Genomic DNA, 14,062 nt, shown 5'->3' with positions numbered 1-14,062 from the left:
CGGACGTCGGCGCGCAGCGAACGCGTCACGTCCACGGTCGGCTTCCGTCACGCGAGCGGCCGAGCGACAGGCCTGCGGCGAGTGCACAGCACAGGCCAGCGGTCTTGACCGCACTGATCGCGATGTGACCGGCTTCCCACCGGTGGCGCACGGCTGCGAAGTCGTCCGGAATCGGCCCCGGCACCCACTGCGCCAGAATCGCGTTCGCCGGCGCGACAACTGAGATCCAGATGGCCAGGCTCACCGCGAACAGGACGGTCCCGGCCATCGCCAGCCGGAAGGCCGGACGTCGGCGGCGAACCACCACGGTCATGAAGGTGTTGCGCAGCTCGAGCAACCTCGCGTCGGTGATTCCGCATGAGGACGATGCCACCCAGCTGTGCAGAAGAAGTTCTGAGACCCGGTCTAATGGTCCTCGCCACCGCGACGGGCGTCGCGCGCGACTTCACGGCTGCAGACGAGCAGGCCGCAGCGCCGATCGACATGGGCAGTCCCGATCGAGTGATACCGATCAAGCTGATGTCGGCACCGAATTACAGTCCATCCCGGGGCGAAGGGGTGGTGCGCGCACGGTGGCGTCCGGAGCGAGCCGTTACCACGTGTTGTTGGCGTTCGGCGCGTCCTACTCGGTAGGTGCGCAGATGGCCAGCGTGTCGGTGGTCCTTCCGTTCCTGCTGGCCCAGAAAGGCATCTTCTGGGCGGCCGGCCTGCTGTATCCCACCTTCAGCATCGGCTTCATCGCCGGCAATGTGCTGTCACCGCTGGTCGTGGAGCGGTCACGGCGTCGCCAGAACGTCGTCATCGCGGCGGCCGCCGCGACGATTGCCGCCCTGACCTCGTGCATCGCCGTGGCCGGCCTGCGCGATGTGCTTGTCGCCCCGGTATTTCTCGTCGCGTCGTCGGCGATCGGTTGCGCGATGGGCTTGGCGAACAATGCCTACGCCGAAATCATTTCGCGAATGCTGGACAGAGCACGACGCAACCACCTTCTGCTCAACCAGGAAGCGGTCGGTGCGGTGTTGACCGTCGCCGCGACTCTGCTGCTCCTTCCACTGCTGTCCGGCCGCGACCCGGTCGAGGGGCGCATCGACGTGCTGTGGTTGGGTGCCGCCGCCATGGCGGCGGCGTGTGTGGCCGCGACGATCGTCGGGCCGACGACGTCGGGCACGCTGAGGCCACCCACACGGATCATCGACGACTACCGCGAAGGCGTCACCGTGGTGCGGACGCGGAGCTGGTACCGCCTGTTCCTGGCCACCCAGATCGTGTTCGTGCCGATCGGTCTGAGCATGACGTTCTTCTCGCTACGGGCCGCGATGGCGCACGCCGACAAGGCGGGCAGCCTGCACGTCCTCGTGATCAGCTCGGCTGCGGGCCTGCTGGCCGGCTCGTTCCTGTGGCGTCGTGTCTTCGGCAGAGGCGGGGTGCGCGGCATGCTCGTGTTGAGCGGCGCGATCAGCAGCGCCGCGGGAATCGTCTGCCTCGCCAACGAGGTGATCCCGGTCAGGGAACAGCTGTGGGTCCACGGCGTGGTGTTCTTCCTCGCCACGCTGGCGAGCGCGGCGATCGGCGCCGCCACCGTGTCGTGGATCAGTGCTTTCGCGACCGAGGACCGCCGCACCATGTTGATCAGCTTCGCCGCCGCGCTCGCCGCCGTGGTGTCCACCGTCCTGGGAGCGGTACTCGGCACGATCGCCCAGGCCACGGTGGCGCCGTGGCCGGTGATGATCGTGCTCGTGCTGGCCGTCCTGGCGACCACCGTCGCCGTCCGCGCACCCGATCGGCCTCCGGCGACGTAGCGTCAGCCCTCGAGGCGGGCCCGGATCACCGACAGCCGTCGACCGAGTTCGTCTTCGGTGATGATGCCGCGCGACAGCAGAGAATGCGCCAGCGAGACCAGTTGGCTCTCGGGGTAGGGCAGGTCGGAATAGACCGTCGCCGAGAGCGCATCCTCTTCGTCTCGACGGTCGGTGGAAGTCGGGACGTCGGCGTCGCAGGCGGCGTGGTCGATCGCGTCACAGAGTCCGTCAAGACTGGTCTTCCACGGCGGGACCGGGTTCTCGACGCCGTACTTCGCCGCCATCCTCGGCCACACCTGATTGCGTGCCACGATCTCCTGCAGCACCACGAGGTCGCTGCTCGTGTTGCTCATCATTCACCACTCGGATGCATCGCGAGACGGGTGTCGACGACGATGTTCGTCGTGACACCGACCCGGGGCAGAGCGACGCCGATCAGGCAGTCGCGAGTGATGATCTCGGTCAGCTGGTCCTCGGTCCAGTCGTCGGCGCCTTCCGGGCGCATCGGCATGACCATGAAGCGGTTCTTCTGGTTCGAGTCCTGAACGCGGACCTCGATGCTCTCGGGCAGATAGAGGCCGAATTCGGACAGCACCTGGCGGGGATGCCTGACCAGTCGACGGCGGTAGTTGGGCGTGCGGTACCACTCGGGCGAGTTGCCGAGGATGGGCCGCGGGTAGCACGAACACAGCGCGCAGACGATGACGTGGTGCACCGTGGGGGTGTCGGCCAGGATCTGGAACGCGGTGAAGTCGCTGGGCGTACCGAATCCGGTGGGCTCGAGCCAGTCGACGCCCACCTCCTTGCTCGCCGCCAGCGGCTCGGCGATCGCCAGGGCCTTGAAGTCGGGGTCGAGCCAGGCGCGGGCCACCAGGCGGGCAGCCGGCGTGGGCCCGATCTGCTCGGCGAACTCGGTGAAGCGGCGATGCTCCTCAGCGGTGAAGATGCCCTTCTCGATGCACAGTTCGCGCAGGGCGATCTCCAGCACCTCGAAGTCCGTGATCTCGTCGACCATCGGCTTGACGGTGCGGTCGTGGTCGTGGTCGTGGTCGTGGGTCATCGTTTTCCGTTCAACGGGCGGGCTGGAGCCAGCGCTCGGGGATCTCGGTACGCAGCGTGTCCGTCGCGGCTCCGGTGTATCCGTGCCACAGATCGGCCATGGCGAAGCTGACGACGTAGAACCACTCGGGTTTCGCATCGGGGCGATCCCAGGTCTCGTCTTCCGGTGCGGGACTTTCGTAAGCCACCACGGCGATCTCACCTGTCGCGCCGCGCACGTATTCGGGGGTGCGGGTGTAGAAGAGCATCGGCCGTTCACGCACCGTCACGGCGTCGCCGACCCCGAACTTCGGCTCGGCGGCTTTACCGGCGTAGACCTGCGGGTCTCCCTTGCCCACCGCATGGACGATGTGGCTGTTCCGCTTGACCTGCGATCCGTCGCCCGCGAACCTGGGCTCGGCCGTCAAGGCCTTTTCGGCGAGGCCGCCCGCATAACGCTGCTGGACCTCGGCCATTCTCTCGGCGAGTTCCGTCAGACCGATATGGTGCTTCTCGACCAGTACGCGAGCGACGGAGAGCAGCCAGCGGCCGTAGTAGGGGAAGCCGAGATAGACCGCGCGACCCACGTCGACGTTGCCCATCCGGCGCCGCTCCTCGGACAACCAGATTCCGCGCCAGGCAAGTACCTCGCACATGACGTACGTCATGTGCTCCCAATACTCGTAATCCTTGTCCTCGTACTTGATCGGCGCGTCCGGCTCGCCGCCGACGTCATGCACCGGCTTCATGTAGGCGGTGAAACGATCGTGGTCGAGCAGATCCGGAGGTGGCGCATCGGGAAGTTCGGGATAGGCCGACTTTAATCGGGCGACGAGATCCAACTGATCGGCGCGCTCCGCTGCAGTGCTCACGTTGCCTCCCCGGGCCGATATCTGCCACTACATTGACGACGCGTGGTCGGCTACGTGCTTCCTACGGGTTGATCTTGTTTGATCGTAGGGGAAGGCGGTTCCGATGTCGTTCACTCGAATGTGTGCCCGACGGTGGTGAGGGCGGTCGTCGCTCGGCTCTCCTACGGTGCGGGGATGATCGAACCCGTCTCCCTCGGCACGTGGCCCACTCCGCTGGAGCCCGCGCCACGGCTCGCCGCGCGCCTGGGCCTGGCCGAGCTGTGGTTCAAGCGCGACGACCTGAACGGTCTCGGGGGCGGCGGCAACAAGATCCGCAAGTTGCAGTACACCTGCGCGGAGGCGCTCGCCTCCGGCGCGGACACGGTCGTCACCTCGGGCGCCCCGCAGAGCAACCACGCCCGGCTGACCGCCGCGGCTGCCGCCCGGCTCGGGCTCTCCTGTGTGCTGGTGCTCGACGGGCCACCCGTCGAGGACCGGCGCGGGAACCTGGTGCTCGACGAGCTCGCCGGCGCGGAGATCGTCTGGGCGGACGGCCGCCCTCGCGAGGAGGTGCTGGCGGCCGAGGCCGAGAAGCGGTCGGCGCACGTCATCCCCTTCGGCGGCTCCTCCCCCACGTCGGTCCAGGGCTACGTCGACTGCGGCCGCGAGCTGCGCGCCCAGGTGCCGGACATCGACGCGGCGGAGGTCGTCGTGGCCGTCGGTTCCGGGGGGACGATGGCCGGGCTGGTGCGCGAGCTGGGCGCCGAGCGCGTGATCGGCGTGGACTGCGGGGCCAGGCCCGATCCCCGCGCAACGGTCAGCGGGTTGCTCGGGGACGGCACCGACCCGGCCGACCTGCGCATCGACGGTTCACAGGTGGGCGCGGGCTACGGCACCCTCACCGAGAACGTGCGGGCGGCGCTGGCGACGACGGCAAGGGACGAGGGGATCTACCTGGACCCGACCTACACCGGCCGCGCGATGGCGGCGTTGCTGAGCGGCAGTGCTCCGCACGGCGACCGCGTGGTCTTCCTGCACAGCGGCGGGCTGCCGGGGCTGTTCGGCCACCCGCAGATCTGACGTGGTCACCAGGCCTGGACGGTGACGACGACGCCCGAGACCAGGGCGAAGCCCAGGACGAGGTAGCGCATGACCCTGCCGTCGAGCCGGTGGTGCACGAGACGGCTCAGCACCGCTCCGACGATCACCGCCGGCAGCAGGAGTAACGCCACGCGGAGCTGGTCGCGGCTGATGCTGTCGGTGATCGCGAGAAGCACGACCGAGATGACTTCGCCGATGAGGAAGCAGGCGGCGACGGTCGAGCGCAGCACCGGTGCCGGCCGGTGCTGGTACACCAGTGCCAGCGGAGGGCCGCCGACGCCCGTGGACGTCTCGGTGACGCCCGTGACCAGGCCGGCGGCCAGGAATGCCGCTCTGCCCGGCTCGAACGAGGGCGCGAGCACGGTCAGCAGGACCGCGAGGACGGTCGAGATGCCGATCAGCAGGCCGAGCTGCTGCTCGGTCACGAGGAACAGCACTCCGAGGCCGCCGAACGTCCCCACGAACCGGCCGAGACTGATCCAGCTGGTGCCCACGCCGTCCACCGCGTGACGTTCCCGCCAGGTCACGTAGGCGTTGAGCGGGATCATCTGGATCAGCAGGAAGACCGGCAGCAGGCGCGGCGCGACCATGCCGACGACCGGGCCGGAGATCAGGGCGAAGCCGAGCCCGGTAGCCCCCTGGACGAATGCGGCGATCAGCACCGTCAGACCGATCACCACGTACATGCTCATGCGATCACGACCTGCCGAGATCAACGCTCGTGTGGAAAACTGCGGACCCTCGTGGCGGGGAGACGCGATGAGTCTGCTGGATCGCCTGGACCGGATTCCGCTGTCGCGGCCGCACTACCTGTTGTTGGTGATGGGTGGGCTGGGCTACACCTTCGACGGGATGGACGCGGCCATCGTCGCGTTCCTCCTCCCCTCGGTGAAGACCGAGTGGGGGCTGAGCGCGGCCCAGCTCGGCATCATCGGCTCCGCCACGCCCTTCGGGTTCCTCTTCGGCGCGGTGATCGCCGGCATCCTCGGCAACCGGATCGGGCGCCGCAGCGTCATGCTCTACGCGTTGATCTTCTACTGCGTCTTCACGCTCGTCGCCGCGGCCGCTCCGAACTACCCGGTGTTCGTCGGCGCCCGCGTGCTCGCCGGCCTGGGCACGGGAGCCGAGAGCGCGATCAACGCCCCGTTCCTCGCGGAGTTCGTGCCTCCCGCCCGGCGCGGCTGGTTCCTCGGCGCCCTGGCCGGCTTCTTCTCCTTCGGGTTCGTCGGCGCGGCCCTGATCGGCCGCTTCGTGGTCCCGCTGTCCGACTCGGGTTGGCGGTGGGCCCAGGTCGTCACGGCCGTCCCGGTGCTCATGGTCCTGTGGTGGCGCCGGTCCCTGCCGGAGTCGCCCCGCTACCTGCTGCTCCGCGGGCGGACGGCGGAGGCGGAGCAGGTCGTCGCCGACTTCGAGCGACGCGCGGAGGCGTCCCTGGGCACCGCGCTGCCCCCCGTCCCGCCGCCGGCGGCGGCCCCGGAGCCGATCGCGGCGACGGCCCCGTCGAGCCCGGCGGGCCCACTGGCCGCGGTCAGGTTCATGTGGAGCCCCTCGATGGCCCGGCGCACCGCGGTGGTGTGGGTGCTGTGGTTCGTGATCACGTTCTCCTACTACGGGTTCTTCTCCTGGATCCCGACCCTGCTGATCAACCGCGGCCTGACCGTGACCACCAGCTTCTCGTTCTCGATCATCATCTATCTCGCGCAGGTCCCCGGGTACTTCTCGGCCGCGTGGGTGCAACGAGAAGCTCGACCGGCGGCGGACGATCGCGATCTACCTCGTCGGTTCGGCGATCAGCGCGTTCCTGCTCAGTCAGAGCGACACGTCGCCCACCATCGTCACGAGCGGAGCGCTGCTGTCGTTCTTCCTCAACGGCGTGTACGCGGGCCTGTACGCCTACACGCCGGAGGTGTTCCCGACGTGGGTGCGCAGCACCGCCACCGGGATGTCCAGCGCCTTCGGGCGCATCGGCAGCATCACAGCACCGGCGATCATCGGGTTCTTCGCGGCCGCGCTCGGTTTCGCCGGCGTGTTCACGATGACCACGGCCGTCCTCCTGGTCGGGGTCGCCGTCGTGCTGGTGTTCGGCCTCTCGACGGCAGCAGTCGCTGGAGGAGCTCAGCGAGCGGCGGGGGCTGGACGCGGCCGCGTCGCCCGACGTGCCGTGATGCTCGCGGGGACGACCTCGTGATGGGCATGATGTCGCGATGACCAGCATGCTCGTCCGCGGCGGCCACGTGCTGGACGTCGCCGCCGGGGAACTGAACGAGCACGACGTCCTCGCCGTGGACGGGAGGATCGTCGAGGTCGGGACGGACGTCCGCGCTCCCCACGGCGCCGAGGTGATCGCCGCCGCAGGGCTGGTCGTCATGCCGGGCCTGATCGACGCCCACGTGCACGTCACCGCGGCCACCGCCGACCTGTCCGGGCTGGGCACCTGGCCGGTCAGCTACGTCACCGCGCACGCGGCAACCATCCTGCGCGACATGCTGCACCGGGGCTTCACCACCGTGCGCGACGCCTCCGGCGCGGACTTCGGGCTGGCGAGGGCGCAGCGCGAAGGCCTGCTGGCCGGACCGCGGATCGCGTTCTGCGGCAAGGCACTGAGCCAGACCGGCGGGCACGGCGACGGGCGCGGGCCCGGTCAGACGGCGATGGAGGACACCGACTACTGCGCCGGCCTCGGCCGCATCGCCGACGGGGTCGACGCGGTCCGCAGGGCCGCCCGTGACGAGCTGCGGAAGGGCGCCCACCACATCAAGGTGATGGCGTCGGGCGGCGTCGCGTCACCCACCGACCGGATCGACTCCACCCAGTACTCCGACGCCGAGCTCGTCGCAGTGGTCGAGGAGGCCCGGGCCGCCAACCGTTACGTCGCCGCCCACGCGTACTCCGCCCGCGCTGTCAACAAGGCCCTGCGCGCGGGCGTCCGGTCGATCGAGCACGGCAACCTCATCGACGACGAGAGCGTGGCGCTGTTCCGCAAGCACGACGCCTTCCTCGTCCCGACACTGGTGACCTACTGGGCCCTCAAGGAGGAAGGCATCTCCTACGGGCTGCCCGCGTCGAGCTGGGAGAAGGTGGACGCGGTCCTCGACGCGGGGATCCGGGCACTGGAGCGGGCACACGCCGGTGGGGTCAAGATCGCCTACGGCTCGGACCTGCTCGGCGGCATGCACCGGCACCAGTCGCGCGAGTTCAGCATCCGCGGTCAGGTCCAGGCACCGGCCGACGTCATCAGGTCGGCCACCGTGGTGGCCGCCGACCTGCTCGACACGAGCGGAGAGATCGGCGCACTCCTGCCCGGTACCCGGGCCGACATGCTGCTTCTCGACGGCGACCCGCTCGCCGACCTCACCGTCCTCGCCGAACCCGGCGATCACCTGCGCGCGGTCGTGCAGGACGGTGCCGTCGTGGTCGACCGGAGGTGATGTCGGTCAGCCCCTCGGGTGCGCCAGGTTCTCCGGGCGCAGCATCTCCTCGAGTCGTTCGGCCGGGATCAGCTTCCGCTCGAGAACCAGCTCGGCGACGCCGCGGCCGGTGGCCAACGCCTCCATGGCGATCTCCGTCGCCGCCGCGTAGCCGATGGCCGGGTTCAGGGCGGTGGCCAACCCGATGGAGTTCTCGACGTACCCGCGGGTGACGACCGGGTTCGCCGTGATCCCCGAGACGCACCGGTCGGCGAGCACGTGGCAGGCCGCGGTCAGGTGGGTGATGCTCGCACCCAGCGAGTGCAGGATGATCGGCTCGAACGCGTTGAGCTGGAGCTGCCCGGCCTCCGCGGCCATGGTCACCGTGACGTCGTTGCCGATGACTTCGAACGCAACCTGGTTGACCACCTCCGGGACCACCGGATTGATCTTCCCGGGCATGATGGACGACCCGGCCTGCACGGGCGGCAGGTTGATCTCGTTGAAGCCCGCCCGCGGCCCGGACGACAGGAGCCGCAGGTCGTTGCAGATCTTCGACAGCTTCACGGCGATGCGCTTGAGCACCCCGGACAGGTGGACGAACGCGCCGCAGTCCTGGGTCGCCTCGACGAGGTCGGGCGAGGTCTGCAGGGGCAGGCCGGTGACCTCGACGAGGTGGCGGCAGGCGGCCGCGGCGTACCCGGGCGCGGTGTTGAGACCGGTGCCGATCGCGGTGGCCCCGAGGTTGACCTCGTGCAGCAGCGTGACGGCCTCCTCCAGCCGCAGGCGGTCCTCGCCGAGCATCACGGCGTAGGTCCCGAACTCCTGGCCCAGCGTCATGGGAACGGCGTCCTGGAGCTGGGTACGACCCATCTTGAGCACGCCAGAGAACTCGTCCGCCTTGTCGGCGAAGGCCTGTTGCAGCCCGGTCATCGCCTCCGCGAGTTCCCGCACTGCCGTGATCGTCGCGATGTTGACGGCGGTGGGGTAGGCGTCGTTGGTGGACTGGCTCAGGTTGACGTGCTCGTTCGGGTGCAGGTGCGCGTAGTCGCCCTTGGCGTGCCCGAGCAGCTCCAGCGCCCGGTTGGCGATCACCTCGTTGGCGTTCATGTTCGTCGAGGTGCCGGCGCCGCCCTGGATGACGTCGACGACGAACTGGTCGCGCAGCGCCCCGGCCCGGATCTCGGCGCAGGCCTCGTCGATCGCCTTCGCGATCTGCGGCGGGAGCAGTCCGAGCTCGGCGTTGGCCCGCGCGGCGGCGGCCTTCACCGCGGCGAGGGCCACGACGAGGTGCGGGTAGACCGCGATCGGCACGCCGGTGATCGGGAAGTTCTCGCGGGCGCGGGCGGTGTGGACGCCCCAGTAGGCGTCGGCCGGGACGTCCTTGTCGCCGAGCAGGTCGTGTTCGGTGCGGGTGGTCACAGTTGTTCCTCGTCGGTCGTGGTGGACAGGATGTCGCGGAGCTCGCCGGCGACGGCGAGGCCACGCGCGGTTCCGGCATTCCGGAACGGGGCGAGCAGGTCGGGGTCGACACCGGCCAGCGCGAGCGCGGCGACGGTGACCGGGAGACGGGCCCGGTCCGAACCGTCGGCGATCTTGACTCCGATCGCGGTGCCGTCGGGCAGGGCGGCGATCTGGACCGCCTCGAACCCGTCCTTGGCGATCAGGCCGGGCACCGCCCGCATCAGTGCGGTGACGTCGCGCCGGCTCCCGGCGACCATCTCGGGGTGGGCCCTGATCGCCCGGGCCACCCGTCCCTCTGCGGTCTCCTCTGCCGCTGCGGCGATCCGCCCTGCGGCCCGGGTCAGGGCCGCGAGAGAGACGGCGAAGAGCGGTGACCCGCAGCCGTCGACGGCCGTGTACGCGACCTGCTCACCGGTCAGGTCCTCGACCGTGGCTCGGATGCCGCGTTGCAGGGGATGCCCACGGTCGAGGTACCCGGCGGTCGCCCAGCCGTGGTGCCGGGCTGTCGCCAGCATCGCGGCGTGCTTGCCGGAGCAGTTGTGCGCGAGCCGGCGCGCGGGGCGACCCGCGGCGATCCAGCCTGCGGCCTCGACCGGGTCGAAGGGGCGGTCGGCCGGGTTGCCCAGGTCGTCCTCGGTGCAGCCGGATCCGTCGAGGATGCGCTGCGCCGCGTCGAGGTGGAACGGCTCGCCGGAATGGCTGGCTGCGGAGAGCGCGAGCAGGTCCGGCGGCAGCGACAGGCCGAGACGGGTCATCGCGACGGCCTGCATGAGCTTGGCGGTGGAGCGCGGGAAGAACGCGGTGCCGGTATCGCCCGCGCGGAACACGGCCGAGCCGTCGGGGGCGAGCACGACGACCGAGCCGTGGTGCACACCTTCGACGAAGCCGTCGCGGATCAGGTGGACGAGCGGGACGTGGGCCGGGACACCGACCGGGGCAGGCTTCACGGTGCGGCCGTCTCGGTCCCGACGATGTCGGTGACCGCGGTCTCGACGTGGTCGAGGTGGACGGTCATCGCCTCGATCGCCGCCGGGCGGGAGCCGGCGACGATCGCCTCGACGATGCGCCGGTGCTCCGCGTTCGATCCCTCCCTGCGGCCGCCGAACTGGTTCAGGAACGCGGACTGGCGGGCCAGCGCGTCCCGGATCTCCTCGATGACCTTGGCGAAGACCGGGTTGCCGGATGCCCGGGCGATGCCGATGTGGAACAGCGAGTCGAGCGCGACCCAGACGGTGCCGTCGGTCTCGCGTTCCATCCGCTCGAGCAGCGCGGTGAGCGCGTCGAGGTCGTCGGGGCTGTGCCGGGTGGCGGCGTATCCCGCTGCGGGGACCTCCACGTGCCGGCGGACCTCGACGAGGTCACGCGCGGAGTAGGTCCCGAACCTCGGGTTGTCGGCCGGCCGGTCGGAGACGACGAAGGTGCCCTTGCCGGTCCGGGACACCGTCAGCCCGAGGGCCTGCAGCCCGCGCAGCGCCTCGCGCACCACGGACCTGCTGACCGCGAAGTCGCGGCTCAGGACGGCCTCCGAGGGAAGCTTGCCGCCGACGACGTACTCCCCGCGTTCGATGGCGTCGCGCAGGTGCGCGAGGACGGCGTCCATCGCGGTGACGCGATGAAGCTGTACGGCTGTCCGGCTGTCTGACAGGTTCACTTTCTCAGCATGGGGCCGACACCGCCCGTCGTCAAGGCGGTGTGACGTGGACAGGGCTCGCCGGCCCCGTGCCGTACCGAGCTACTGATCCAACCGGAGCACGGGCTTCACCACCTCGCCGCGGTGGGACGCCGCGACGGCCTCGTTCACCTGGTCCGGCGGGAAGTACTCGATGAGATCGGTGAACGGGAAGCGCCCCTGGTCGTGCAACGCGAGCAGGGCCGGCACGAACCGGCTGGTCTGGCTCTCCCCGCCGAGCGTGCCGACGATCCGCTTGCCCCACAGCGTCGTGAGGTGGTCCGCGCTGAACTCCGCGCCGGCGGGTGCACCGCCGATCAGGACCGCCGTGCCCAGCATGCCGACGCTGTCGATGGCCTGCCGGAGGACCGGCAGGATCCCGGTGCAGTCGAGCGCGGCGTCCGCCGGGCCCCCGCAGACCTCGTGCACGGTGGCGACGACGTCGTCCACGGCCCGCGGATCGATCACCTCGGTGGCCCCGTACTTCACCGCGAGATCACGGCGCGCCGCGTTCGGCTCGACCGCGACGACGACGGTGGCCGGCGTGAGCCGCGCAGCCATGATCGCCGCGAGCCCGACCGCACCGGCCCCGTAGACCACCAGGCTGCTGCCGGCCTGCAGGCGCAGCGTGTTGAGGACGGCACCGGCCCCGGTGGCGATGCCGCAGGCGAGCACGCCCACGGCCGCGAGCGGTGCCGACGTCTGCAGCGGCAGCAGCGACCGCTCGGCGGTCACCGCGTGCCGGGCGAAGGACGACTGCCCGAAGAAGTGGCTGTGCAACGGTTCTCCCGAAGGCCGTGCGAGCGCCGTGCTGCCGTCCTCCCGGCCACCGCGCCCCACGAGCGGTCCCAACTGGAGGCAGAACCGTGGTTGGCCGGCCAGGCAGTTGCGACACCGGCCGCACCACGGCCAGCCCAACAGGACCGGGTCGCCGACCGCCACCGAGGTGACCCCGTCGCCGACGGCCTCCACCCGGCCGACGCCCTCGTGGCCGAGCACGCCCGGGAACGGGAACGGGAGGTCGCCGTCGCGGGCGATCGCATCCGTGTGGCAGACCCCGCAGGCCACGATCTCCACGCGGACCTCGCCGGACCGGGGATCGTCGATGTCCACGTCCTGGATCGTGAACGGGGCTCCGCGCTCTTCGGTGACGGCAGCGGTGGTACGCATCAGGAGAACCTCCTCGGGACGACGGCGAGCGTGCCGTACCCCGACCCGGGGTCGGTCAGTCCGCGTCCGCCGACGCCAAGCTCCGCGACAGCCGGCGGGCCAGCCCGGGGAAGGCCACCGCGATCACGGTGGCGACCAGCAGCCAGCCGAACGCCACCACCGGGAACCACCGTGCCGCACCCTCGGTCGGGTAGGGCACGACGTTGCGCCACAACGTGTAGCCGAGCACGACCAGCGCCAGCACCGGCACGACGACCTGCCAGCGCGGCACGTCGAGCTTGCGGTCGACGAAGACGAGCTTGATGCAGCCGGCGGTGGCGAGCACGTAGGCGACCAGCAGGATGAGCGTGCCGATCGTGCCGCTCCAGAGGAACGTGTCGAACGGGACGGCGCCGAAGAACACCGCGCAGAACAGCGCGATCACCGCCACCAGCACGGCGATGACGACCGCCGCACCGACCGGGGTGTCGGCGGCACCGGTGCGGGCGAGCACGTGCCCCGGCGCCAGGTCGCGGGCCAGCGCGAACAGCAGTCGCGAGGCACCGACGATGCAGGCCAGGCAGCAGGCGAAGGCGCTGACCGCCGCACCGAGGGTCACGACGTCGCCCAGCCACGCCCCGACGTAGGACGTGCCGAGGTCGCCCATGAGGGCGGGCGACGCCACGAAGGCCTTGACGCCCTCGTCGTTCGCCCCGAAGGCCATCATCTCGACGGCGGTGACGACGGTGAAGTAGACGCCACCGAAGATTGCCGTGCCGAGGATGGCGCGGGGGATGTCGCGCCGCGGATCGCGGGCCTCCTCGCCGAGAGTCGCCGCGGCCTCGAACCCCGCGAACGACAGCAGCCCGAAGATGATGCCGAGGAACAGCGTCGAGGCGTCGGTGCCCGCGGGCACGGTGAAGACCGAGAAGTCGACGTGGGCGTTGCCGGGTGCGTTGCCGCCGACCATCCGCACGACGACCACCACCGCGATGAGCAGGATGAGCGCGACGGTGATGCCCTCGACGCCGAGGAGGATCCCCGTGGCGCGCCGCGCCGGCACGACGGTGAGCAGCAGCGCCAGCGCCAGCGCGAGGCCGCCGATGACGAAGCCGGCCCACGTGGGCTGGTCCTGCCACACGCCGACCGCGTCGAGGAACGCCGCGCCGAACACCCCCGACGCCGACGCGGTGACCAGCGCGTAGAAGACGTAGGTGCCCATCAGCCCCACGCCGGCGACGAAGCCGACCCGCGAGCCGAGCGTCGCGCCCGCGAAGACGTAGACCGACCCGGCGTGGCGGTAGTACTGGCACAGGCGCACGAAGACGTAGGCGATGAGCAGCACCGCGACGGCGGCGAGCAGGAAGGCCAGCGGCGTGGCCCGCCCGACCAGGCCGGCCGTGCCCTGCGGGTTGATGTTGGCGGCCATGCTCGGCGCCATCAGGGCGACCGAGATGCCGACGGCCTGCCAGACCGACAGGTTGCGGCGCAGACCGGTGCCGGGGCTTCGGGTGGGGACGGCCATGCGGGCCTCCGGGCGGACGACCGGACGTGGGGGTGATCGGCCGGCCCGCGGCGCACAGC

At 70.6% G+C, this 14,062-nt stretch carries 13 protein-coding genes and 1 pseudogene; 4 read left to right on the top strand and 10 right to left on the bottom strand.

Translation table 11 applies throughout. From position 1 onward, the window contains the following. Positions 1-25: 25 nt before the first annotated feature. Positions 26-313, bottom strand: coding sequence for a hypothetical protein (locus RM445_RS21775; RefSeq protein ID WP_311558665.1), 288 nt, complete (start codon positions 311-313; stop codon positions 26-28). On the opposite strand from RM445_RS21775, the gene RM445_RS21770 reads away from it, so the two are divergent. After that, positions 312-1,799, top strand: coding sequence for an MFS transporter (locus RM445_RS21770; RefSeq protein WP_311558664.1), 1,488 nt, complete (start codon positions 312-314; stop codon positions 1,797-1,799). The genes RM445_RS21775 and RM445_RS21770 overlap by 2 nt on opposite strands. Positions 1,800-1,801: 2 nt before the next feature. Here the strand turns inward: RM445_RS21770 and RM445_RS21765 are convergent, their stop codons facing one another. From RM445_RS21765 to RM445_RS21755, 3 genes are read right to left on the bottom strand one after another with little or no spacing between them, the layout of a single operon-like run. Beyond that, complete coding sequence (locus tag RM445_RS21765; RefSeq protein ID WP_311558663.1) at positions 1,802-2,128, bottom strand: hypothetical protein; 327 nt, start codon at positions 2,126-2,128, stop codon at positions 1,802-1,804. A 23-nt stretch (positions 2,129-2,151) separates the two neighbouring features. Beyond that, positions 2,152-2,859, bottom strand: a complete 708-nt coding sequence (gene scnC, locus RM445_RS21760) for a thiocyanate hydrolase subunit gamma (protein ID WP_311558662.1) — start codon at positions 2,857-2,859, stop codon at positions 2,152-2,154. Positions 2,860-2,869: 10 nt separating this feature from the next. Beyond that, positions 2,870-3,709 carry an SH3-like domain-containing protein gene (locus tag RM445_RS21755; protein WP_311558661.1) on the bottom strand — a complete coding sequence of 280 codons (840 nt, stop codon included), beginning with the start codon at positions 3,707-3,709 and terminating at the stop codon, positions 2,870-2,872. Positions 3,710-3,883: 174 nt separating this feature from the next. On the opposite strand from RM445_RS21755, the gene RM445_RS21750 reads away from it, so the two are divergent. Then, positions 3,884-4,768: a pyridoxal-phosphate dependent enzyme gene (locus RM445_RS21750; protein WP_311558660.1), complete on the top strand. Its 885-nt coding sequence runs from the start codon at positions 3,884-3,886 to the stop codon at positions 4,766-4,768. A 5-nt stretch (positions 4,769-4,773) separates the two neighbouring features. Here the strand turns inward: RM445_RS21750 and RM445_RS21745 are convergent, their stop codons facing one another. Further along, complete coding sequence (locus RM445_RS21745; protein WP_311558659.1) at positions 4,774-5,481, bottom strand: sulfite exporter TauE/SafE family protein; 708 nt, start codon at positions 5,479-5,481, stop codon at positions 4,774-4,776. Positions 5,482-5,548: 67 nt separating this feature from the next. Here RM445_RS21745 and RM445_RS21740 point away from each other — a divergent pair. Both RM445_RS21740 and RM445_RS21730 read left to right on the top strand, forming a co-directional pair. Then, positions 5,549-6,954: pseudogene (locus RM445_RS21740) on the top strand (MFS transporter). Positions 6,955-6,993: 39 nt separating this feature from the next. Next, positions 6,994-8,217, top strand: a complete 1,224-nt coding sequence (locus RM445_RS21730; protein WP_311558658.1) for a metal-dependent hydrolase family protein — start codon at positions 6,994-6,996, stop codon at positions 8,215-8,217. 6 nt (positions 8,218-8,223) lie between these two features. Here the strand turns inward: RM445_RS21730 and aspA are convergent, their stop codons facing one another. The 5 genes from aspA to RM445_RS21705 form a co-directional block, all read right to left on the bottom strand. Continuing rightward, complete coding sequence (gene aspA / locus RM445_RS21725; RefSeq protein ID WP_311558657.1) at positions 8,224-9,618, bottom strand: aspartate ammonia-lyase; 1,395 nt, start codon at positions 9,616-9,618, stop codon at positions 8,224-8,226. After that, positions 9,615-10,607: an asparaginase gene (locus tag RM445_RS21720; RefSeq protein ID WP_311558656.1), complete on the bottom strand. Its 993-nt coding sequence runs from the start codon at positions 10,605-10,607 to the stop codon at positions 9,615-9,617. The genes aspA and RM445_RS21720 overlap by 4 nt, the downstream gene beginning before the upstream one ends. Next, on the bottom strand, positions 10,604-11,260 hold the full coding sequence (locus RM445_RS21715) for a FadR/GntR family transcriptional regulator (RefSeq protein ID WP_311558655.1): 657 nt from the start codon (positions 11,258-11,260) through the stop codon (positions 10,604-10,606). Before RM445_RS21715 ends, RM445_RS21720 begins: the two co-directional genes overlap by 4 nt. Positions 11,261-11,392: 132 nt before the next feature. Further along, positions 11,393-12,499: an NAD(P)-dependent alcohol dehydrogenase gene (locus tag RM445_RS21710; protein WP_311558654.1), complete on the bottom strand. Its 1,107-nt coding sequence runs from the start codon at positions 12,497-12,499 to the stop codon at positions 11,393-11,395. A gap of 55 nt (positions 12,500-12,554) precedes the next feature. Then, complete coding sequence (locus tag RM445_RS21705; protein ID WP_311558653.1) at positions 12,555-14,003, bottom strand: APC family permease; 1,449 nt, start codon at positions 14,001-14,003, stop codon at positions 12,555-12,557. Positions 14,004-14,062: the final 59 nt, after the last annotated feature.

The organism is Pseudonocardia charpentierae (genome assembly GCF_031845345.1).
Taxonomy (GTDB): Bacteria; Actinomycetota; Actinomycetes; order Mycobacteriales; family Pseudonocardiaceae; genus Pseudonocardia; species Pseudonocardia charpentierae.
Note: the sequence above shows the minus strand (reverse complement) of the source record. Positions and strands in the feature narration are given on the sequence as shown.

What these genes read in the sequence shown, in the direction of transcription:
- RM445_RS21710 (WP_311558654.1), bottom strand. Translation starts at nt 12,499, where the DNA reads ATGCGTACCACCGCTGCCGTCACCGAAGAGCGCGGAGCCCCGTTCACG.
- RM445_RS21745 (WP_311558659.1), bottom strand. Translation starts at nt 5,481, where the DNA reads ATGAGCATGTACGTGGTGATCGGTCTGACGGTGCTGATCGCCGCATTC.
- RM445_RS21705 (WP_311558653.1), bottom strand. Translation starts at nt 14,003, where the DNA reads ATGGCCGTCCCCACCCGAAGCCCCGGCACCGGTCTGCGCCGCAACCTG.
- RM445_RS21715 (WP_311558655.1), bottom strand. Translation starts at nt 11,260, where the DNA reads ATGGACGCCGTCCTCGCGCACCTGCGCGACGCCATCGAACGCGGGGAG.
- RM445_RS21770 (WP_311558664.1), top strand. Translation starts at nt 312, where the DNA reads ATGAAGGTGTTGCGCAGCTCGAGCAACCTCGCGTCGGTGATTCCGCAT.
- scnC (WP_311558662.1), bottom strand. Translation starts at nt 2,859, where the DNA reads ATGACCCACGACCACGACCACGACCACGACCGCACCGTCAAGCCGATG.
- RM445_RS21750 (WP_311558660.1), top strand. Translation starts at nt 3,884, where the DNA reads ATGATCGAACCCGTCTCCCTCGGCACGTGGCCCACTCCGCTGGAGCCC.
- RM445_RS21730 (WP_311558658.1), top strand. Translation starts at nt 6,994, where the DNA reads ATGACCAGCATGCTCGTCCGCGGCGGCCACGTGCTGGACGTCGCCGCC.
- RM445_RS21775 (WP_311558665.1), bottom strand. Translation starts at nt 313, where the DNA reads ATGACCGTGGTGGTTCGCCGCCGACGTCCGGCCTTCCGGCTGGCGATG.